The 18,885-nt window shown below is 29.8% G+C and carries 16 protein-coding genes and 2 tRNA genes; 4 read left to right on the forward strand and 14 right to left on the reverse strand.

Translation table 11 applies throughout. From position 1 onward, the window contains the following. Positions 1-2 precede the first annotated feature (2 nt). A complete protein-coding gene (locus OT390_RS04485; RefSeq protein WP_002852528.1) occupies positions 3-290 on the reverse strand; it encodes a hypothetical protein in 288 nt (95 codons plus the stop codon). Between the two features lie 207 nt (positions 291-497). Here OT390_RS04485 and OT390_RS04490 point away from each other — a divergent pair, with 207 nt between their 5' ends. Further along, positions 498-638, forward strand: a complete 141-nt coding sequence (locus OT390_RS04490) for a hypothetical protein (protein ID WP_002852524.1) — start codon at positions 498-500, stop codon at positions 636-638. On the opposite strand, the gene OT390_RS04495 is transcribed toward OT390_RS04490, so the two are convergent. The 5 genes from OT390_RS04495 to OT390_RS04515 are packed head-to-tail and all read right to left on the reverse strand — an operon-like array spanning position 626 to position 5,107. Continuing rightward, on the reverse strand, positions 626-1,258 hold the full coding sequence (locus OT390_RS04495; protein ID WP_032587008.1) for a hypothetical protein: 633 nt from the start codon (positions 1,256-1,258) through the stop codon (positions 626-628). The genes OT390_RS04490 and OT390_RS04495 overlap by 13 nt on opposite strands. Next, positions 1,255-1,497 carry a hypothetical protein gene (locus OT390_RS04500; protein ID WP_002852415.1) on the reverse strand — a complete coding sequence of 81 codons (243 nt, stop codon included), beginning with the start codon at positions 1,495-1,497 and terminating at the stop codon, positions 1,255-1,257. Before OT390_RS04500 ends, OT390_RS04495 begins: the two co-directional genes overlap by 4 nt. Further along, positions 1,481-2,527, reverse strand: a complete 1,047-nt coding sequence (locus OT390_RS04505) for a DHH family phosphoesterase (RefSeq protein ID WP_011049801.1) — start codon at positions 2,525-2,527, stop codon at positions 1,481-1,483. Before OT390_RS04505 ends, OT390_RS04500 begins: the two co-directional genes overlap by 17 nt. A gap of 8 nt (positions 2,528-2,535) precedes the next feature. After that, on the reverse strand, positions 2,536-4,710 hold the full coding sequence (flhA, locus tag OT390_RS04510) for a flagellar biosynthesis protein FlhA (protein WP_002852599.1): 2,175 nt from the start codon (positions 4,708-4,710) through the stop codon (positions 2,536-2,538). Further along, positions 4,697-5,107 (reverse strand): RrF2 family transcriptional regulator, encoded by a 411-nt coding sequence (locus OT390_RS04515; protein WP_002852609.1) that lies wholly within the window; start codon positions 5,105-5,107, stop codon positions 4,697-4,699. The genes flhA and OT390_RS04515 overlap by 14 nt, the downstream gene beginning before the upstream one ends. A 174-nt stretch (positions 5,108-5,281) precedes the next feature. On the opposite strand from OT390_RS04515, the gene rpsO reads away from it, so the two are divergent. Then, positions 5,282-5,554, forward strand: a complete 273-nt coding sequence (gene rpsO, locus OT390_RS04520) for a 30S ribosomal protein S15 (protein ID WP_002852579.1) — start codon at positions 5,282-5,284, stop codon at positions 5,552-5,554. Positions 5,555-5,639: 85 nt separating this feature from the next. Here the strand turns inward: rpsO and OT390_RS04525 are convergent, their stop codons facing one another. Then, a complete protein-coding gene (locus OT390_RS04525; RefSeq protein WP_032587368.1) occupies positions 5,640-8,480 on the reverse strand; it encodes a DNA translocase FtsK in 2,841 nt (946 codons plus the stop codon). 109 nt (positions 8,481-8,589) lie between these two features. After that, a complete protein-coding gene (gene flgL / locus OT390_RS04530) occupies positions 8,590-10,842 on the reverse strand; it encodes a flagellar hook-associated protein FlgL (protein WP_394535882.1) in 2,253 nt (750 codons plus the stop codon). A 180-nt stretch (positions 10,843-11,022) separates the two neighbouring features. Between flgL and OT390_RS04535 the strand changes: the two genes are divergently transcribed. Continuing rightward, a tRNA-Leu gene (locus OT390_RS04535) sits at positions 11,023-11,109 on the forward strand. Positions 11,110-11,119: 10 nt separating this feature from the next. After that, a tRNA-Gly gene (locus OT390_RS04540) sits at positions 11,120-11,194 on the forward strand. A 28-nt stretch (positions 11,195-11,222) separates the two neighbouring features. On the opposite strand, the gene abc-f is transcribed toward OT390_RS04540, so the two are convergent. From abc-f to OT390_RS04570, 6 genes are read right to left on the reverse strand one after another with little or no spacing between them, the layout of a single operon-like run. Further along, positions 11,223-13,154, reverse strand: a complete 1,932-nt coding sequence (gene abc-f / locus OT390_RS04545; protein WP_070311234.1) for a ribosomal protection-like ABC-F family protein — start codon at positions 13,152-13,154, stop codon at positions 11,223-11,225. A 3-nt stretch (positions 13,155-13,157) separates the two neighbouring features. Further along, positions 13,158-14,447 (reverse strand): sensor histidine kinase, encoded by a 1,290-nt coding sequence (locus OT390_RS04550; protein ID WP_394535883.1) that lies wholly within the window; start codon positions 14,445-14,447, stop codon positions 13,158-13,160. Continuing rightward, on the reverse strand, positions 14,441-15,103 hold the full coding sequence (locus tag OT390_RS04555) for a response regulator transcription factor (RefSeq protein WP_002860529.1): 663 nt from the start codon (positions 15,101-15,103) through the stop codon (positions 14,441-14,443). The genes OT390_RS04550 and OT390_RS04555 overlap by 7 nt, the downstream gene beginning before the upstream one ends. After that, entirely contained in the window at positions 15,090-16,673 is a 1,584-nt protein-coding gene (gene serA / locus OT390_RS04560) for a phosphoglycerate dehydrogenase (RefSeq protein WP_002852643.1), read from the reverse strand. The genes OT390_RS04555 and serA overlap by 14 nt, the downstream gene beginning before the upstream one ends. Beyond that, positions 16,670-17,158, reverse strand: coding sequence for a hypothetical protein (locus OT390_RS04565; RefSeq protein WP_002856886.1), 489 nt, complete (start codon positions 17,156-17,158; stop codon positions 16,670-16,672). The genes serA and OT390_RS04565 overlap by 4 nt, the downstream gene beginning before the upstream one ends. Then, positions 17,158-18,828: a 30S ribosomal protein S1 gene (locus OT390_RS04570; protein ID WP_052800236.1), complete on the reverse strand. Its 1,671-nt coding sequence runs from the start codon at positions 18,826-18,828 to the stop codon at positions 17,158-17,160. Before OT390_RS04570 ends, OT390_RS04565 begins: the two co-directional genes overlap by 1 nt. Between the last annotated feature and the right edge of the window lie 57 nt (positions 18,829-18,885).

Below are 18,885 nucleotides of genomic sequence, written 5' to 3' on the forward strand. Positions count from 1 at the left end.
GATTATTTCCCGCAAATCTTTTTTTTAGGATCTTTGGCTTGTGGACCCACATATTTGCTTGTTTCATTAAGAATTTTATTTCCCAAAATAACCATTTTGCTATATTCTGAATTTTTTGGCATTTTAGTTTCATCTATAGTGCCATCTTCATTTAATTCCTTAGGTAAATTCCATTTGGCAGTAGGCAGATCAATACCTGTAGCACTCTTAGTTTTTTCCAAATTTGGATCTAAGGCTAAAGCACAACTTCCACATAACAACAAAGTTAAAACTATAGAAAATTTATTCATCAATTTCCCTCCTTATTTTGCGTAATTTAAATTCAGTATAAGACTTTATTTAGAAAAAGTCAATAAAACCTAATTACATTTTAAGAAAAAAGCTTTAAACCTTAAAATAATATTCGTTTATATTTAAAATAGAACTTATATATTTAAAGCAAAAATAAAGTTTTTTTGCTATAATAAAATCTTGCAATATTTTTAAAGGTTAGGTTAATGAAAAATTTAAGCATTCAAGAAAAAAAAGACTTAGACAACTGCGTTTTTCAAAATCTTGGAAGGCAAGATACTTTTACTTTAAGTGTGGTTTTTAAAAATTTTTATTTAAAAATTAAAGCATTTATTTATTCTAAATAATACCACTTAAAATCTTTTTTTGTGTAGGAAAGATCTTTAAAAGAAGGCGATTGGATAAATAGTTTACACTCTTTATCCAAATTTTCTATTCCGTATATTTTCATAGCCATTCTTGAGTCATGTCTTGTAAGTTCTATTCCAACGCAAGTTTGATTGTTGATTTTGTAAAGTAAAGTGCCACCGTCTTTTTCATCTATATTTAAAATATCCAAATTCTTATTTTTACTCATATCTTTTACATCTTTACTAAAAGAATATCGGAGTTTATAATATATCATAATATCCTGCATGGTATTTTTCAAATTTTGCAAATTTTCATTAATCAAATATCCATTATTTTTATAAAGTTTTAAAAAATCTTCATTAAGAAATTTTTGAAAACTTTCATCTTTAGATAATTTTTGACAAGAATTATAGCTATTTAAAATTCTAACTTGACTGGCTTCTATTAAAAGTTCAAGGCAATCTTTATTTTCTTGTGAAAATTGCACTAATTTAACTTCTTGAATCTTAAAATCTTTATTCGGTTTTTTTTCATAAGCAAAATCATTTAATTTTTCATAAATATTAGCAAAACTTAAAGAATATAAACTAAAAAAAATTAAAATACACTTTTTCATTGAAAAAAATCTTTGTATTTATTTTTTAGAAATTCCACCACTTCTAAAATTTCATCAACCCCTTCTTTGTTGGAATTTTCGAGTACATTATCTATATTATCAATATAAGCTTCTATTGCATTTTCTAATTTTTCTCTTTTAACTCCAGCGTATAAAAGCATAGCTTCTAAAACTATGCTAAGCTCATATTGTAAATCTTCTAATTCATTTTTTAAGGTTTTATTATTGTTTTGATTCATTGTTTTCTTTTTTAAGTTCTTTGCTTTTAATTAAATCAATAATTTGAGCCTTAATATAATTATAATTTGCTCCATCTTTAAATGTCACAAAAAGTCCACCACTAGCATTTTTATGTCCGCCACCACCTACTAAATTTTTAGCCATTAAACTTACATCTATTTTTCCATTTGCACGAAAACTTAAGGTTTTTCTAGAACTAACATCAATAAAAAAGTCATAATCAGGATTTTTTACTAAAAAATCATTTCCAATAACAGAAGTATTTCCTATATTTGAAGTTAAGATGCCTTTATGGCCTTCATATTCTATGCTGAAATTTTCTTTTAGCTCACTTAGTTTTTCAACTACAAAATAAGAAATTAAATTAGAAAGAGTATCATCATTTTTTCTGGCAAAATAATCCTTTTTTATAAAATGAGTAGCATTATCGAGTAAAATATTTGCATTTTCTTTTCCTATAAATTTCCAAGCCTTATCAAGCAAGAAAAACATATAATCAATTTGAGATTCTTTAAACATTACACGATTTATTTCTTTTGCATTGGCAATCAAGCCTAAAAAAACCTTTCCAAGTTCAAAATTTTCATCCTCGCTTAGCCAAATATCAACAGCATTAACCACATCAACAAATTTTGAAAGTTCTAAAACAGGAGTACAGATTTTAGAGAAAAAATCATAAACGATTTTGGTTGCACATCTTTTAGAATCAAGTAAATACCAAGAATATTTTTGAGCACATTCTTCACCACTTTGATGATGATCAAGAAGAAAAATTTTAGTATTTTTCTCTTTGCAAATTTTTTCAAATTCTTCGCATTGATTTAAATTTAAATTTAAATCTGTTATTAGAATAATAGCTTTTCCGAAATTTTCATCTTTTTCTATATCGCCTATAATAGAGTTAAAATTTTCATTAATTTCTTTGCCATAATTAGAATTATAAAATTTCACATTTTTAAAATAAAAATTTACTATAAATTGACAAGCATAGCCATCAAGATCTGTATGCGAAAGATGATAAATTTTCATTATATTCCTTAAAGTTCTATCCTAATAATACCCTCGGTATTAAAATTTGTATTTTCTGCAATTTCTGCAAAACTTAACACTACTATATTAATGCTAAAATTATAACAAATATCAGCAATGAATTTTCTAAGCTGCGGTTCAACGCAAAGTATAAAAGGCTTGATACGACCATTTGCTACTGCGGCAACTTCAGCCCTTAGAGTATCTACTAAAGTACCTGTTTGAGCTACACTTAAAGGCAAGTGATAACTTCCATCTCTAAATTGTACATTTTCCATTAAAACCGCAGAACTAGCAGAGTCTAAGATAAAAATATCCAAATTTCCTTTATCATCTAAATACATATTTGTAATCATTCTAGCTAAGGACGCCCTTACATGTTCAATAATCATATCAAAACTCTTGCTTACTTCTGCTATATCACTTACAGATTCTAAAATAGTAAGCATATCTTTAATTGGTATGTGATGCTTAAGCAAGTCTTTGAGAATTTTTTGAATAAGACTTACAGGTGCAACACCTAAAGCACCTTCTACGATGATTGGATAATCATTTTTAACCTTATCAAGAAGATTTTGTACCTCTTGGCGTGTGAGAAGTTCGCTTGCGTGCGCTTTGATAAGTTCGCTCATATGTGTTGAAATAACACTTGCAGGATCTATTACTATATAGCCATTTAATGTTGCTTCATCTTTTAAATTCGCATCAATCCAAAGTGCATCAGAGTTAAAAGCGGGTTCTTTTGTAGCAATCCCTTCTATCTCTTCTGTGATAAAACCACTATCCATGGCTAAATATTTATCCGGATAAATTTCAGCACTTGCTATAGACACGCCCTTGAGTTTAAAACTATACTCATTTGGTTTAAGTCTTAAATTATCTCTTATTCTTATTTTTGGCATTAAAAATCCTAAACTTTCAGCAATACTTCTTCTCATTGAGCGAATTCTTTCTGTAAGTTCGTTTTCAGCAAGCTTAATAAGTCCGTATCCAAGTTCAAGTTCTAAAATTTCAACTTTGAGTATATCGTTAATCTTGTGCTCTTCTTCTTTGAGAATTTCTTCTTCGCTTTTCTTAGCAGGCGCTGCCGTTGTCCCACCTGCTCCACTTTGAGATGCAGCTGCGGCACTTGGTTTGCTTTTTTTAACTGTAGTTATATCAATTTTACCTTCCTTAACCTGCTTGGTAAGATAGCCAAGGCTTAAAAATACTAAAGCCATAAAGCCCAAGGATAAAGTTGGCAAACCAGGCACTAACGCAAAGATAAAAAGTACAAAACCTACTATTAAAAGCGTGCGATATTCGCTTAAAAGTTGAGTTAAAGTTCCTTCTGCAAAATTTTCCTCATCTTTGCTTGCACGAGTGATAATTATAGCGGTTGCAGTAGAAGTAATAAGCCCTGGAATTTGAGATACAAGTCCATCACCTATGGTTAAAATAGTATAAGTAGAAGCAGCATCGCTTAAAGCCATATCGTGCTGAAAAGATCCTATTAAAAAACCACCTATGATATTTATAATAGTTATGATAATTCCTGCAACAGCATCTCCTTTGATAAATTTAGAAGAACCATCCATTGCACCATAGAAGTTTGCCTCAGCAATAACTTCTTGACGTCTTGCTCTAGCGGTTTGTTCATCAATAAGTCCTGCATTTAAATCTGCATCAATAGCCATTTGTTTACCCGGCATCGCATCAAGTGTAAATCTTGCTTGTACTTCAGAAACCCTTGTACTACCTTTTGTTACAACCATGAAATTAATCAATACTAAAATACAAAATACAATCACGCCAATGACCATATTTCCACCAACAACAAATTCTCCAAATGCTGCTATAATCTCACTCACAGCTTCAGGGCCGTTTTGCCCTTCGCTTAAAATCATCCTTGTGGTAGCTATATTTAATGAAAGCCTAAATAAAGTGATAATCAAGATTAAAGTTGGAAAAGTTGTTAAATCTGTCGGTTTGGGTATATAAATAGAAATTAAAATAATTAATACCGATAAAGCTATACTTAAAGCCAAGAAAAAGTCCAAAATAGGACTTGGTAAAGGAACTATAATAATAGCTAAAATACAAACTAAAAAACCAACAATAGTCAAGCTTTTAGCTTTTAAAACAGGAGCGATTAAAGGCCCCAAGAAAGGAAAAACTAAATCGACTATTTTATTTTTTGCCATTATTTTTCATAATATCTTCTAAAGTAATAGAATCTAAAAATTCATCTACTTTATTTTGTAAATTTACTAACATAGGCATTAAGGTGCAATTTTCTTCTTTATTATTTGGACAAGTGCCACCACTGCATTCAAATACACTGATATCCTTTTTTTCAGCACTATTAACAATTTCTTTTATAGTATATTGACTTGGTTCTTTGATTAAAACAAAACCACCTTTTGCCCCTTTAAAGGATTTTAACAAGCCATCTTTAGCTAAAGTTTGTAAAATTTTAGCTAAAAAACTTTTAGGAATATCAAGCTCTAAAGCTAAAGAATCTACATCTTGAGGTGTTTCTTTTTGAGAAATATAAATTAAAGAAAGTAAAGCGTATTCGCTAGCTTTGGTAAATAGCACAGATTCTCCTTGTTATAACTACAGAAATAGCTGTAATTATAATAAATAATTCTTAGAAAAAGACTTAAATTTTGACAAAACCTTCTAAAAAAGATAAATTCAGTTTATTTTTTGCTTTTTAAGATAAAATTACAGTTCTTTAATTTTATTATTTTACCAATCAGGAGGTCTATCATGGCTTTGGATTCGGCCAAAAAAGCAGAAATAGTTGCGAAATTCGCTAAAAAACCAGGTGATACTGGTTCAACAGAAGTTCAAGTAGCTCTTTTAACTGCAAGAATTGCAGAACTTACAGAACATTTAAAAATCTACAAAAAAGACTTTTCATCAAGATTAGGACTTCTAAAACTTGTAGGTCAAAGAAAAAGACTTTTATCTTATCTTAAAAGAAAAGATTATAATTCTTATAGTAAGTTAATTACTGAATTAAATCTTAGAGATAAATAATTTTTAAGCCCTTTTTACGGGGCTTTTGCCTTTTAAATTTCTTCTTTTGTAATCAGTTTTATATATCAAAAATACAAGAAAAATCTTACAAGATTTCCCTTTGTCCTTTGGCATCAGGTTCGCTTAAAATCCCGTTTTGCGTAAGTTGTTCAATAATATTTGCAGAGCGGTTATAGCCGATTTTTAAACGGCGTTGTAAATAAGAAATGCTTGTTTTTCCATCTTCTAAGATTACTCTTTTAGCTTCTTCATAAAGCTCATCTACTTCCCCATTAAAGCTTTCATTTGTTGTAACACCTACGCTTTGTTGATCCTTTAAAAAGCTTTCATCATATTCTACGCTTTGTTGATTCTTTAGAAAATCCACGATTTTTTCTATTTCAAATTCGCTTGCAAAAGGCGCATGCAAACGCACTATAGAGCTTGTTCCAGGAGGAGTAAATAAACAATCCCCTCTTCCAAGTAAACTTTCAGCACCCATAGCATCTAAAATAACTTTAGAGTCAATTTTTTGCCCTACTTTATAAGAAATTCTACTTGGTAAATTCGCTTTAATTAGTCCTGTTACAACATCAACAGAAGGTCGTTGTGTAGCTACAATCAAGTGGATTCCACTTGCTCTTGCCATTTGCGCAAGTCTTCCTATATAAAATTCTACATCTTTACCCGCAGTCATCATCAAATCAGCAAGTTCATCGATAATTACTACAATAAAAGGAAGTTCTTCTCCGCCTAATTCTTTCATTTTTTCATTGTAATTTTCTATATTTTTGGTTTTTGCATCAGCCATTAAGCGATAGCGTCTTTCCATTTCAGCTACCATATTTGAAAGCGCATTGACTGCTTTTTTTGGATCTGTGATAACAGGAGTTAAAAGATGAGGAATGTCATTATAAATGCTAAATTCAAGCATCTTAGGATCTATCATCATCAAACGCAAGGTTTTTGGAGAGTTGCGATATAAAAGACTTAAAAGCATAGAATTTATCCCCACACTTTTACCACTACCTGTCGTTCCTGCGATGAGTAAATGCGGAAGTTTTTTAAGATCGGTTACAAAAGCATTGCCTACTATATCTTTACCTAAAGCTATGGTTAAAGGACTTTTAGCGTTTTTAAAAACTTCACTTTGTAAAATTTCTCTTAAATAAATGGTTTGAATTTCATCATTTGGAACTTCTATACCTACAACATCTTTTCCTGGTATTGGAGCTTGAATACGGATTGATTTTGCCATTAAAGCCATAGTTAAATCATCTTGTAAATTTAAAATACGACTTACTTTCACATCTGCACTAGGACGAAATTCAAAAGTAGTTACCACAGGACCAACATAAGTGCTTATAACATCGCCGCCTATTTTAAAACGACGCAATTTTTCAAGAAGATTATAAATTTTTTTATCTATTTCACTTTCATTGATTTCTTGTTTGTGTTCTTTTGGATTAGCTAAAAAATCTAATGGCGGCAAGGTGAAATCTTTTGGTTTTTCTACTTCGCCCTGCTCTATTTCACGCAATAAAGCTTGGTTAATAGCAATTTCTTTGGCTAAAACTGCTTTTTGAAGTTTAATTTCTTGATCATTTGTTTTTTCATTATCGATTTTAGTTTCTGTATTTTGGATAAAATCGAGTGTATTTTTTTCTTCTATAACTATTTCATTTATATTTTTTATAGGAGTAGGTTCTATATAAGGATGATTTAACTCTTCTACAATGGGAGCAAATTCAAAGATATTGTCTGCTTTATCTAGATTTTTATTTTCATTTATTTTGTCTGATTCTTCTGTTTCTGTTTTAATTGTTTTTGGGCTATTAAAACTATATTTATTCCCTTCTATAATATCGCTTGAATTTATCGCATCATATTCTTCTAATTTTTTAATTTCTTGTTTTACTTTATTTTCTAAAATTTCATTTTGATAGGCTTTGTATTCTTGTTCTAGTTTTTCTTTTTTTATCAAATTCTCTCTAAGTTCAAGCTCTTTTGTAAAAATTTTTGGTTTAACTTCTTGATTAGAAACTGGAATTTCAATATTTTTACGTTTATAACTTGGCTCATCTAAATTTTTATTTGTATCTATTTGCTTTATATCTTCAAGTTTTTTAGGTTTTAAAAAACGTTCAGGAATCATATCTACCTCTTCTTCTGAAATAAAATTAAAATCTTCATCAAGACTAATGCTCATTTTACTAGCCTTTTGTGCGAAATTTCGCACTTGTTGAGAATGCTCATAAACAAAACTTCTTGATTCTTTTAAACTTTGTTTATCAATCTCTATGGTTTCATCTAAAATTTGATTTTTTAGTTTTTCAAAATTTTCCTTGGCCGTGGTAATTGAATTTTTACTTGCATTGATATTGCTATCTTTAATTATCTGTTCTAAGTTATTGGTTTCCCCTTTTTTGTTTATTTGTAAATTTCCATAAATACTATCTTGCAAAATATTTAATTTTGGAGCTATAGGTTCTGATTTACCTACATCTTCTTTCTCGTTTTCTCCACCAAATACACGCATAAGTAAAGATTTAAAAGCTTGCTCTATTTTTAATAAATAAGTAAAATCTAATTCTATTTTTAAAATTTCTTTTGCAAATTTTGGAAACAATAAAACCAAAGAAAATAGTAGAAGTAAAAGAGCAAAAATTCCGCTCCCTGTACGCCCTAAGATTATAGAAAAAAATCCATATACAATTTCTAAAATATACCCAAACTCTCTATAAAAGACAGAAAATAAAAGCAAGGCAGAAAAAAAGGCCAAAGAAAAACCAAAAAGCTCCCTACGCTTAAAATTTTCTATTTTATATTTTTTTTTATAGTAGAGATAATTTAATATAAGCAAAGAAAATGGATAATAATACCCAAATTCTCCAAATAAAAATAAATTAGCCTTGTAAACCCATTCTCCCATGCCAGGTGCTAGCATACAAAGACAAAGATAAAAAATAACAAGCGTGGAGCTGGTAAAAATGGCTTCTTTTTTAATATTCTTTCCTTGAAAATAAAATCAAAGCCAAATTATACCATAAAAAATTTTACATATAATTTAATAAGCTAAGTTGAGAAATTGTTGTACTAGCTTTAAGAGAAGCTTGATATGCAAGTTGAACTTGCATTAAATTCATCATTGCCTCACCATAATCTACATCAATCACATTTGATTTTATACTTTGGACATTAACGCTTAAAAAGGATGTGCGTGTATTAACACCTTCGATAGTATTATGATATGCTCCCATAGTTGTATTAAGCTTGCTAACATGATCTGCTAAATGATCAAGTCTTTCTAAAGCTCCTTGCATACCTGTATTTCTAGGGTTTTCACTTTCGGAGTCTGCTCTCATATTGCCTTTTAAAACAGCATCAATCATTGAATCTAAATCTTTAATAATATCCACATTTGGCTCATCTATAGTTAAAGAATTATTCGCGCTAAAACTAAAATTTGGACCATTTTGTACAGTAGAAGTTGTGGTAAAAGGAGGTGCTGGAAATTGGCCACTTTGAGAATCACTAAGAGAAATTTTTATATTAGTGCCTGAAGAAAGTTTATCAGTAACACTAATACGACCTTTATAATCCATACTTACATCAACAGTAGCTTGTGAATCTTTCATGAGTTGTTGTATTTGGGTATAATCTGCATTATTAATTTGACCATTATTGGCTTGTATGGTTGTTGTAGGAATTTTATCTGCAGCAAACATACCTATAATATCATTAATTTGACCATAAGTAATATCATTTGATCCTGTAACAACCCCACTATTTCCAGTTGCAGGATTAGTATGCATAATAGGAAAGCTTATGGTTTGACCTGGATTATTAGGATCAGGATAGCTTACAGTTGAAGTTTGTAAATTTATAGTAACATCGTAAGAATTTCCACCTTTGGAATTGACTTTTAAATTTAAAGTAGTACCATTTAGGCTATCTCCTGCCATTACCTCGCTAAGTTTGGTTGAATCAGTGGCATAAGCATTGCTTCCTTTGATAACTTGAGAAACATTACCATAAACAGTATTGCCATTTTTTTCAAAATACACATTATCGTAATCAGCTCCATTAGCAGCATTTCCATCTGTATCTGTCATTTTACTTTTGATAAAATCAGTTTGTTTTAAATCGATTGTGAATTGTTGATTGTTGATTGTTACAGTTACAGGGTTGTTTAATTTTGTTATATCTCCATTACTAGGAGCAGCCGTAGCAGCTTGCATAACCCTATTTGTAACTTCATTCATTGAAATACCCTCTTGATTAGCAGCTTCAATAATATTTTTAAGTTCATCTTTGGTATCAGCTTGTGGTGTGAAAGCTACAGCATGAAAATCGAGTTTATTATTACCTTGCTTTAGATCTGTAATTTGAATTTGACCACTATCATTCATACTTACTTCTACTACTTTATTATTTGGAGTATTACCATAAAGAGCTCCAATATTTTCCATTACATCTTCTAAAGTATCTTCGGGTTTGACGAGTACAGCACTTTTAAAACTTGTTCCATCAGGCTTGGTTCCTTGAACATAAAGAGTTGTTGGAGGAAAATCTAGTTTGCTATCATCATACTCAAAGTCTTTGTCAGCATCTAAGCTATTATCTTTTACATAACCTTGTCCGATAAGTTGTTGCCATTTAGAATCTCCTGTGAGATATTTAGTTTTATCAGGGTCTTTATTTAAATCCCAACGATTATCTGTAAAACTAACATTAGTGCTTATTTGTTTTTTATAGTCTCCATCTGCTTTAAAAAATAAATCCCAACCTGGTATATTGTATGGGCTTTCAGTTCCAGCTCCAGTTACTACATTAATATTATTTTTATCTCCATAATAATTTCCATTAGAATCAAAAGGTTTGTTTGCAACTTGAGAACCTGCAAAAAGATACTGACCATTAACACTGGTATTTGCAAGCTGAACTATGCTTTCTTTTATACGTTCTAGTTCTTTTGCTATAGCTTCTCTTGAGGTTTGAGAATTGCTATCGCTTGCAGCTTGGGTTACTTTAACTTTAAAATCTTCAAGAAGTTTAACCATATCTTGTAAAGCTTTCATACTATTTTGAGTCATTTCTTGAGCTCTACTTGTTGATTCTTTTACTTGTTCTAATGTTTTAATTTCATATTCAAGACGCGTATTATCTATATAAGTGCTTGCATCTTCATATGAATTTTGTATTTTCAAACCTGAAGCAAGTTGTTGAGATATCTGATATAAAGCACTTTGACCGCCCATAGAATTATTCACACTATTTGTGAAGTTAAGTTTATTTGTAATTCTCATTTTTTTCCTCTAAAGTATTAAAGTTAAAATCTTTTCAAACATTGCTAATAAACAAAAGCAATAACTGTTCCAAAAATTTAAATTATATAATTTTATATTGTCTTTTTGAAAATACTTTTTATTTTTAAAGTATTTTTTAGCCTAAAAAAGTATAATTTTAGCTTTAAATCTTAAAAATGAGCCCGAGTGGTGAAACTGGTAGACGCGCCAGACTCAAAATCTGGTAAGGGCAACCTTGTGTCGGTTCGAGTCCGACCTCGGGCACCACTTATTTTTTGCGGGAATAGCTCAGGGGTAGAGCACAACCTTGCCAAGGTTGGGGTCGCGGGTTCGAATCTCGTTTCCCGCTCCATAGAATAAAAAATATAAAATCTCTTTAATTATAAATTCTCGCTTTTCTCTAATACTAAAAAATACTCATTTTCTAGAATTTCAAGTTCTTTTTGCATTACTTCAAGCTCTTGATAAAGCTTGTTAATACCTATTTCTTGATATACATTTGGATCGGATAAATCTTGATTTAATTTAGCTATCCTTTGCTCTAAAAAATCTATTTTTTCAGGATGGTTTTTTAATATCTCATTTTCTTTGTAGCTCAATTTTTTGGAGCTTTTTTCTTTTTGGTTATTATTTTGCTCTTGGGTTTGAAGCTCTAAAGCAAAATTATCCAATTCTTCAATTTCTTTTTCATTTTCAAGATATTCAGTATAAAGAGTGTGTAAAATATTTATATATCCATTTCCCTCAAAAGCATAAAGTTTTGTTGCGATTTTATCAACAAAATATCTATCGTGTGATACTAGCAAAATAGCCCCTTCAAAACTAAGTAAGTATTCTTCTAATATATTAATCGTAGCTATATCAAGATCATTAGTTGGCTCATCTAAAATCAAAACATCATATTCTTTAGTAAAAAGCAAGGCTAAAGCAACGCGATTTTTCTCTCCGCCACTTAAAAGAGCCACGCTTTTATCTAAAAATTCCTTAGGAAATAGAAAATTTTTCAAATATCCATAAACATGCATATTTTTACCACGAACTTCAACCCTATCTCCACCATTGGGACAAAAAATTTCAAGCAAGCTTTTATCAGAATTTACCAAGCTTCTAGCCTGATCAAAATATCCTATCTTAAGCTCTCCGCGTTTTATTTCACCGCTATCTTGTTTTATTTGCCCTAGAAGAATTTTTAACAATGTTGATTTTCCACAACCATTTCTTCCTACGATAGCTATGCGTTCACCTTGTAAAATACGCGTTGAAAAATCTTTAAAAAGATTTTTATTGTTTATATTTTTGCTTATATTTTTAAGCTCAAAAAGCATTTTTTTACGATTGATCGTTTTTTCTCCATTAAAATTTAAAGCCGCTCTTGAAATTTCAAGTTTTAAGCGTTTGATTGCCCCAGGATTTTTTTTCGCTTCTTCACGCATTTTAAAAATGCGTTCTTTTCGTCCTTCATTTCTTTTAAGTCTTGCTTTAACCCCTCTTCTAAGCCATTCTTCTTCGCTTTTTAATTGCTTTAAAAGAGTTTCATGGCTCTTAGCAAGGCTTTGCAAAATTTGTGTTTTTTTCTCTAAATAGTTTGCATATCCGCCTTTAAAAATACTAAGCTTACCCTGCTCTACTTCTACACACTTGTGTGCTATAGCGTCAATAAAATATCTATCATGGGAAATAAAAATCACACACATCTTTGAATTTTTTAGCAATTCTTCCAAAAAGCTTGTCATATATACATCTAAATGATTAGTTGGTTCATCAAGCAATAAAATATCAGGATTTTTTAGTAAAAGTATGCAAAGCCCAACGCGGCGTATTTCTCCACCACTTAAAGTAGATATAATGCGATTTTCATACTCAAGTAAACTAAATTCTTTTAAAACGCGTATTATTTTAGATTCTATACTCCAAGCATCTTTACTATCAATCAAAGTCATAAGCGTATCTATTTTTTGAAGATAATCTTTATTACTAGGATCTTCTTCTAATTTTTTATGCAGTATTTCATATTCTTCTAAGGTATTGTAAATTTCTACAAGCTCTTGCTTGATGGCTTCTTTTACGCTTAAATTTGCATTAAAATCAACGGTTTGTGAAAGCATGGCTATGCTTTTTCCATTTTGTCTTATTATTCTACCGCTATCTAAAGGAAGTGTGCCTAAAAGCGTTTTTAAAAAAGTAGATTTTCCTTCTCCATTTTTGCCTATAATAGCAATCTTTTCTCCCTCGTTTGCGCTAAAATTTACTTCATTTAAAACTATTTTGTCTCCAAATTTTTTTGAAGCTTCAATTAAATCTATAAGAGCCATTTTTTATCCTTGACTGAGTTTAAAGCTAAAACTAGAACCATAACCTAAAGTGCTAGAAATTTCAAGATAACTTTTATGTATATTTAAAATTTTCTTTACTAAAAAAAGTCCCAAACCAAAAGAATTATCACTTTTTACATCAATTTTATAAAATTTTTTTGTAATCAATTTTATTTTATCTTCTTCTATGCCTTTTCCAAAATCTTGCACTATTATCTTTTGATCTCTTGCTGTTAAAATGACTTTTTTTTGACTATATTTTAAAGCATTAGAAAGCAAATTTATAATCACTTGCTCGATTAAAAATTCATCAGCCTTAACTTTCGTGCTTTTACCTTGCAATGCAACTCTTTCAAAGCCTGGGTTTTTAGTGATTTTTTCACATAGAGAAAAAAGATCGAATTCTTGCATCTGCAAGGCTTCACTATTAAGATTAAAAACAAAATTAAGCTTATGGGTTAAAGCATTAAGTTTAACGCTTTGACGTGAAATTTTTTCTAGTAATTCCTTTTTTAATTTTTTATCTTCCAATTTCTCATCTTTTAGCATCTCTAAGCTAAGATCAATCACGCTTAATGGATTTTTAAGCTCATGAGAAATAGCAGAAATCACGCTAGCAAGCTGAGTATTTTTTAAAGTGATTTTATCGCTTTGTTTTTTATTTTTTTGGGTATTCTTTAGAATTTTATCCTTAGTTTTTAAAAGTTTCTCATTTAGTAAATTAAATTCTTTAAACATTCCTTTTTCTAATATAACAACTTTATGATCCCCTATAGAATCCAAAAAATCCAAAATTTTATTAAAATTTTTCTCTATTTTTCTACCTAACAACAACATTAAAATAAAAACAAACAGCAAGCATACTCCAAAACCGATTGCCATTTTTGTCCAAAAAAGTTCTAAATCTAAAAAACGAGGATAAACAATAATAATATATTTATATCCTTTGTAAATAAAGCTTTTAGTGAGAATTTTTTTTGAATTGAAATTTAAAATTTCTCCTTCTTTAAGATTAGAAAAAAAATCAGGATTTTTTACAGAACTTATTTTCATATCATTGTTTAGGATAATAAAATCAGCCCTAGTATCTTTAGCAAAATCCTTGATATTAGCATCATTTAAATGCTCTAAGAGAGAAAATTTTAAAACATCATCAAGGCTTTTGATTTTTTGTTCATATTGTTTTATAAGCAAGAAATTAAGATAAGAATTAGTAAAAGTATAAAAAATAAACCCAAAAATCAAAGCCAATACAACAAAAAAAACTATAAAAATATTTTTAGTTTTTAGCATAATTTATAGCCAATACCCCTAACACTTATAATATGATCTTTTAGTTTTGGAAATTTATTTCTAAGTCTTGTTAGAGCTATATTGATTGTTTTATCACTTGTAGTATCATCTTTCCAAACACTTTCGCTTAAAAATTGTCTAGTAAGCAAGGTATTTGGATTTTCAAAAAAACATTTTAAAAGCTCATAGTCAAGATTTGAGATTTCTAATTTTTGATTTTTGTAAAAGAATTCATAACTAACCAAATCTAAAATAAAATCACCAAAAGATAGTTTTTCTTCTTCTTTTTTATGGCGTTTTAAAATTGCTTTAATGCGAAGCAAAAGCTCATTGAAATCAAAAGGTTTACAAACATAATCATCACAACCACTTTCAAAGCCTTCGAGTAAATCTTGATGTAAAGCCTTGGCTGTAAGAAAAATAACTGCTTCTTTATATCCTTGCTCTCTTAAATCTTGAATTTTTTCTAAAGAATCTCCACTGGGCAAATTTCTATCGACTATTAAAAGATCAATTTGCTCATTATCGAGCAAATCTTCAACTCCAAAAAAATCCGCTAAAGATATAACTTCATAACCACTAGATTTTAACTTTAAAACAAGCAGTTCGTTTAAATCTATATCATCTTCTATAATTAAAATTTTAAATTTCAACATATTGGACAAATACACACGCCTCTAATTGTTTTAGTTCATCTAATACTTCTTTTTGAACTTTTTCATCAATCAAAACAACAGCCAAAGCATACCCAAAACCATCTCTACCAAGCCTAAAATCAGCTATGTTGATATTTTTAGCTGCCAAAACGGAACTGATTTTAGCTATAACTCCTGGTATGTCTTTGTTTTTAAAAATAATCATTTTTCCCTTTGGCTTAAAATCAGTTTTAAAGCCATTTAATCCAACTATGCGTTGTTCATTTTCATTAAACACTGTTCCTGAAACACTGATATTTGAATTTTCGGTGATAATTTTAACGCTAAGTTTATTATTATAACCACTATTTGGAAGAGTTTCGCAAGATAATTCAACTCCTTTTTCTTTGGCAACAAATTCTGCATTAACATAATTAATTTTCTCTCCTAAAATTCCACCCAAAGCACCAACAGCTGCAAAAGTTAGCATAGAATTTGCATACTCACCAATAATTCCTTCAGCCTCTAATTTAATACTTTTTATAGGATTTTTATCAATTTGAACAGCTAAAAAAGCCATTTTAGAAACAAGTTCTATATAAGGAGCTACAAAAGGTGGTAAGTCTTCAGTTTTAATTGGTAAATTTAAGGCATTAGGATAAGCCACGCCTCGTGCTGCACTTAATGCTTGCTCACAAGCTTCTCTTGCGATATTGTCTTGACTTTCTAAAGTATTTGCTCCTAGGTGAGAAGTAACTGAAATATTTTCAAAGTCTAAAAGAGGATGATTGGTTGCGGGTTCTTTATCGAACACATCTATACCAAGCCATGCTATTTTACCACTTTTTAAACCTTCATATAAAGCCTCTTCTGTGTATAATCCTCCGCGAGCACAATTTATTAATCTTATTCCATCTTTCATTTTTGCAATTTCTTGCTTTCCTATCATACCATTGGTTTCTTTGGTTTTTGGTGTGTGAATGGTAATAAAATCACTTTTTTCTAAAATTTCATCCAAATTTTTTGCTTGTTCCATATCTAAATCTGTAATCTTAGAAGCAGAAATATACGGATCATAGGCTAAAATTTTCATACCAAATGCTTTAGCACGGATAGCTACTCTTGAACCTATATTTCCAAAACCTATAACCCCTAGCGTTTTATTCATCAATTCAATGCCATACCATTTTTCTCTTTCCCATTTTCTTTCAATTTTTAAAAAATTATGAGCATTGACAAAGCTTCTAGCTGATGTTAAAAGATGTGCCATTGTTAGTTCAACTGCGGCAATAGTATTTGCAGTTGGGACATTCATCACAATCACTCCTCGTTTAGAACACTCTGGAATATCAACATTATCTACACCCACCCCAGCACGCACAAGCGCTTTTAATTTTTTGGCATGATTTAAAAAATTTACATCTACATCCGTAGAACTTCTAGTAATTGCAACTTCAATATCGCTTAGCATTTGCATAAGTTCATCTTTTGGAAATTTTGCAGCTTCTATAAGCTCAATATCTTCAGCTTTTCTTAGAATATCGACACCTTTATCCAAAATAGCATCACACACTATAATCTTTTTTTTCATAACCAAATTTCCTTTACTTCTGTATTTATTTTATATTTTTTTAATTCTTTGATAATATCATCTATAAGTTTTTCATTGCCTGTATCCAAAAAGATTTCTGGACTATCGCCAGATTTAAGAAGAAAATACTTCACATTAAAAGAATTTAAAGTCTGCCTTAAGCAAAACATAGAATAAATATCATATTTTCCAACTATAAGCTGATAATATTTATTTTTCTCCTTAAGCTCGCTAGTATCTGCATCAAAATATAAGGTAAATTTTTCTGCTGCTGGGGTAAAATCTCTTGTAGGCCATTTTGCTAATTCTTCTTGCCATGAAAGATCTTGATTTTGGGTTTGAATGCTTGGCTGCGTATTTGTATCTTTAGCAAATTGTGGAATGAAATTTACATTAGCTTTAAATTGCCAAAGCAATGTAAAAACAACAGCAAGCAAAATGAGTAATAAAATACTCAAAATGCTTATTGTAATGTATTTTTTCATTAAGCTAGCTGATCTTTAATGATATCACCTAAAGTTACTTTATCATCATTATTGATTTCATTAAGAACTTCTCTTTCTTTCATTCTAACAAGATTTTTGACACTTAGGCGAATTCTATTTTTCTTTTCATCAATAAAAACTATAGCAGCTTCAATATCGTCGCCAATTTTTAAATTTTCAAGCATAGAAGTGCTTATATCTTCTTTATGAATTAAAGCATCAACATTTTTACTTAGCTCTACAAAAACACCAAAATCTTTAATATCACGGATAGTGCCTTTTACAATATCGCCGACTTTATGAATTTTGGCATATTCTTGCACTGGAGAACTGTTTAATTCTTTTGTGCTTAATGATATTTTTTGGTTTTCTTCATCTATTTTGATAATTTTTACCTTGATTTTATCCCCTTGAGAGAATTTGTCTTTACATTTATCGTTTCTATCCCAAGAAGCATCTTCATTATGCAATAGACCTTCAATACCGCCAAGTTTAACAAACGCACCAAAAGAAGTTACTGAGGTAATTTCTCCTTCAACCACATCCGCAATTTTGTAAGATTTCATAAATTCATCAAAAGGTCTAGAAAGTAAATTTCTTAAAGAAACTCTTAAGCGTCTTTCATTTGGATTGATTTCAATTACTTCAACATCAATTTCTTGACCTTTGTTGATATAATCTTTTGGATTTTTAATATTTTTATCCCAAGAAATTTCACTGATATGTAAAAATCCTTCTATATCATTTCCTAAATCCACAAAAGCACCATAAGGCTCTATATTTGATACTATTACTTTAATGGTATCACCTATATCAAGAGTATTTTTTATCTCGCTCCATGGATCGGGTAAAGCCGCTTTTATAGACAAGGATAAATGTTTGCGTTCTTTATCATACTTTATAACTTTAACTGGAACCTTATCACCCTCTTTATAAAGTGTTCCAGGATTTACAGGTCCTTTGTAAGAAATTTCGCTGTAATGAACAAGACCATCAACACCTCCTACATCCACAAACATACCATAAGTAGTAATTTTTTTCACAATACCTTCAATTAAATCTTCTTGTTGTGCTATATTATTGATCAATTCTTTGCGTTTTCTTCTCTCGTCATCTAAAGTTTTTTTACGAGAAACAATGATACTTTGCTCATCTTTGTCGATTTTAATAATTTTAACTTTAAACGTTTTGCCTATAATATTATTTGTTTCTTTGAAGCCATATTGAGATTTTGGTAAGAAAAATTCAACATCATTTTCATCAACAACTATCAATCCGCCTTTATTTTTTCCAACTACTTTTACGGTAAAAATATCATCTTGATTTTCTTGATAGTTTTTAATAAATTCGATAACTTTTTCTTTTCTCAAAGCTTTTTTATGAGAAAGTAAAGATCTGCCACCACGAGAACCCATAACAGCAACTTTAATACCATCGCCTACATTAAATAATAGCTTAGAATTGTCATCTTGTATTTCGCTAAGAGCTAAAATACCTTCAGATTTTTTACCTATATCTACATAAACTTCATCATTTTTGATCTCTACAATCACACCCTCTGTTGTAGCCTCTTCTCTTGATTTATCAAAAGCTTCTAAAAGCTGTCCAAAATCTTCTTCCTCAAGATAATCATCTACGCCGCCTTGAACTTTTTTGTTCACCTCGCTCATTATGGTCCTTTAAAATAATTTTTAGAAATTGATTGATTTTACCTTATTTTTCTTTAA

It is taken from the genome of Campylobacter sp. CFSAN122748 (assembly GCF_045277125.1).
GTDB lineage: Bacteria > Campylobacterota > Campylobacteria > Campylobacterales > Campylobacteraceae > Campylobacter_D > Campylobacter_D jejuni.

Bases quoted from the DNA above. Each gene is read 5' to 3' on its own strand.
- OT390_RS04485 (WP_002852528.1), bottom strand. From the start codon at position 290: ATGAATAAATTTTCTATAGTTTTAACTTTGTTGTTATGTGGAAGTTGT.
- OT390_RS04490 (WP_002852524.1), top strand. From the start codon at position 498: ATGAAAAATTTAAGCATTCAAGAAAAAAAAGACTTAGACAACTGCGTT.
- OT390_RS04495 (WP_032587008.1), bottom strand. From the start codon at position 1,258: ATGAAAAAGTGTATTTTAATTTTTTTTAGTTTATATTCTTTAAGTTTT.
- OT390_RS04500 (WP_002852415.1), bottom strand. From the start codon at position 1,497: ATGAATCAAAACAATAATAAAACCTTAAAAAATGAATTAGAAGATTTA.
- OT390_RS04505 (WP_011049801.1), bottom strand. From the start codon at position 2,527: ATGAAAATTTATCATCTTTCGCATACAGATCTTGATGGCTATGCTTGT.
- flhA (WP_002852599.1), bottom strand. From the start codon at position 4,710: ATGGCAAAAAATAAAATAGTCGATTTAGTTTTTCCTTTCTTGGGGCCT.
- rpsO (WP_002852579.1), top strand. From the start codon at position 5,282: ATGGCTTTGGATTCGGCCAAAAAAGCAGAAATAGTTGCGAAATTCGCT.
- OT390_RS04525 (WP_032587368.1), bottom strand. From the start codon at position 8,480: ATGCTAGCACCTGGCATGGGAGAATGGGTTTACAAGGCTAATTTATTT.
- flgL (WP_394535882.1), bottom strand. From the start codon at position 10,842: ATGAGAATTACAAATAAACTTAACTTCACAAATAGTGTGAATAATTCT.
- abc-f (WP_070311234.1), bottom strand. From the start codon at position 13,154: ATGGCTCTTATAGATTTAATTGAAGCTTCAAAAAAATTTGGAGACAAA.
- OT390_RS04550 (WP_394535883.1), bottom strand. From the start codon at position 14,447: ATGCTAAAAACTAAAAATATTTTTATAGTTTTTTTTGTTGTATTGGCT.
- OT390_RS04555 (WP_002860529.1), bottom strand. From the start codon at position 15,103: ATGTTGAAATTTAAAATTTTAATTATAGAAGATGATATAGATTTAAAC.
- serA (WP_002852643.1), bottom strand. From the start codon at position 16,673: ATGAAAAAAAAGATTATAGTGTGTGATGCTATTTTGGATAAAGGTGTC.
- OT390_RS04565 (WP_002856886.1), bottom strand. From the start codon at position 17,158: ATGAAAAAATACATTACAATAAGCATTTTGAGTATTTTATTACTCATT.
- OT390_RS04570 (WP_052800236.1), bottom strand. From the start codon at position 18,828: ATGAGCGAGGTGAACAAAAAAGTTCAAGGCGGCGTAGATGATTATCTT.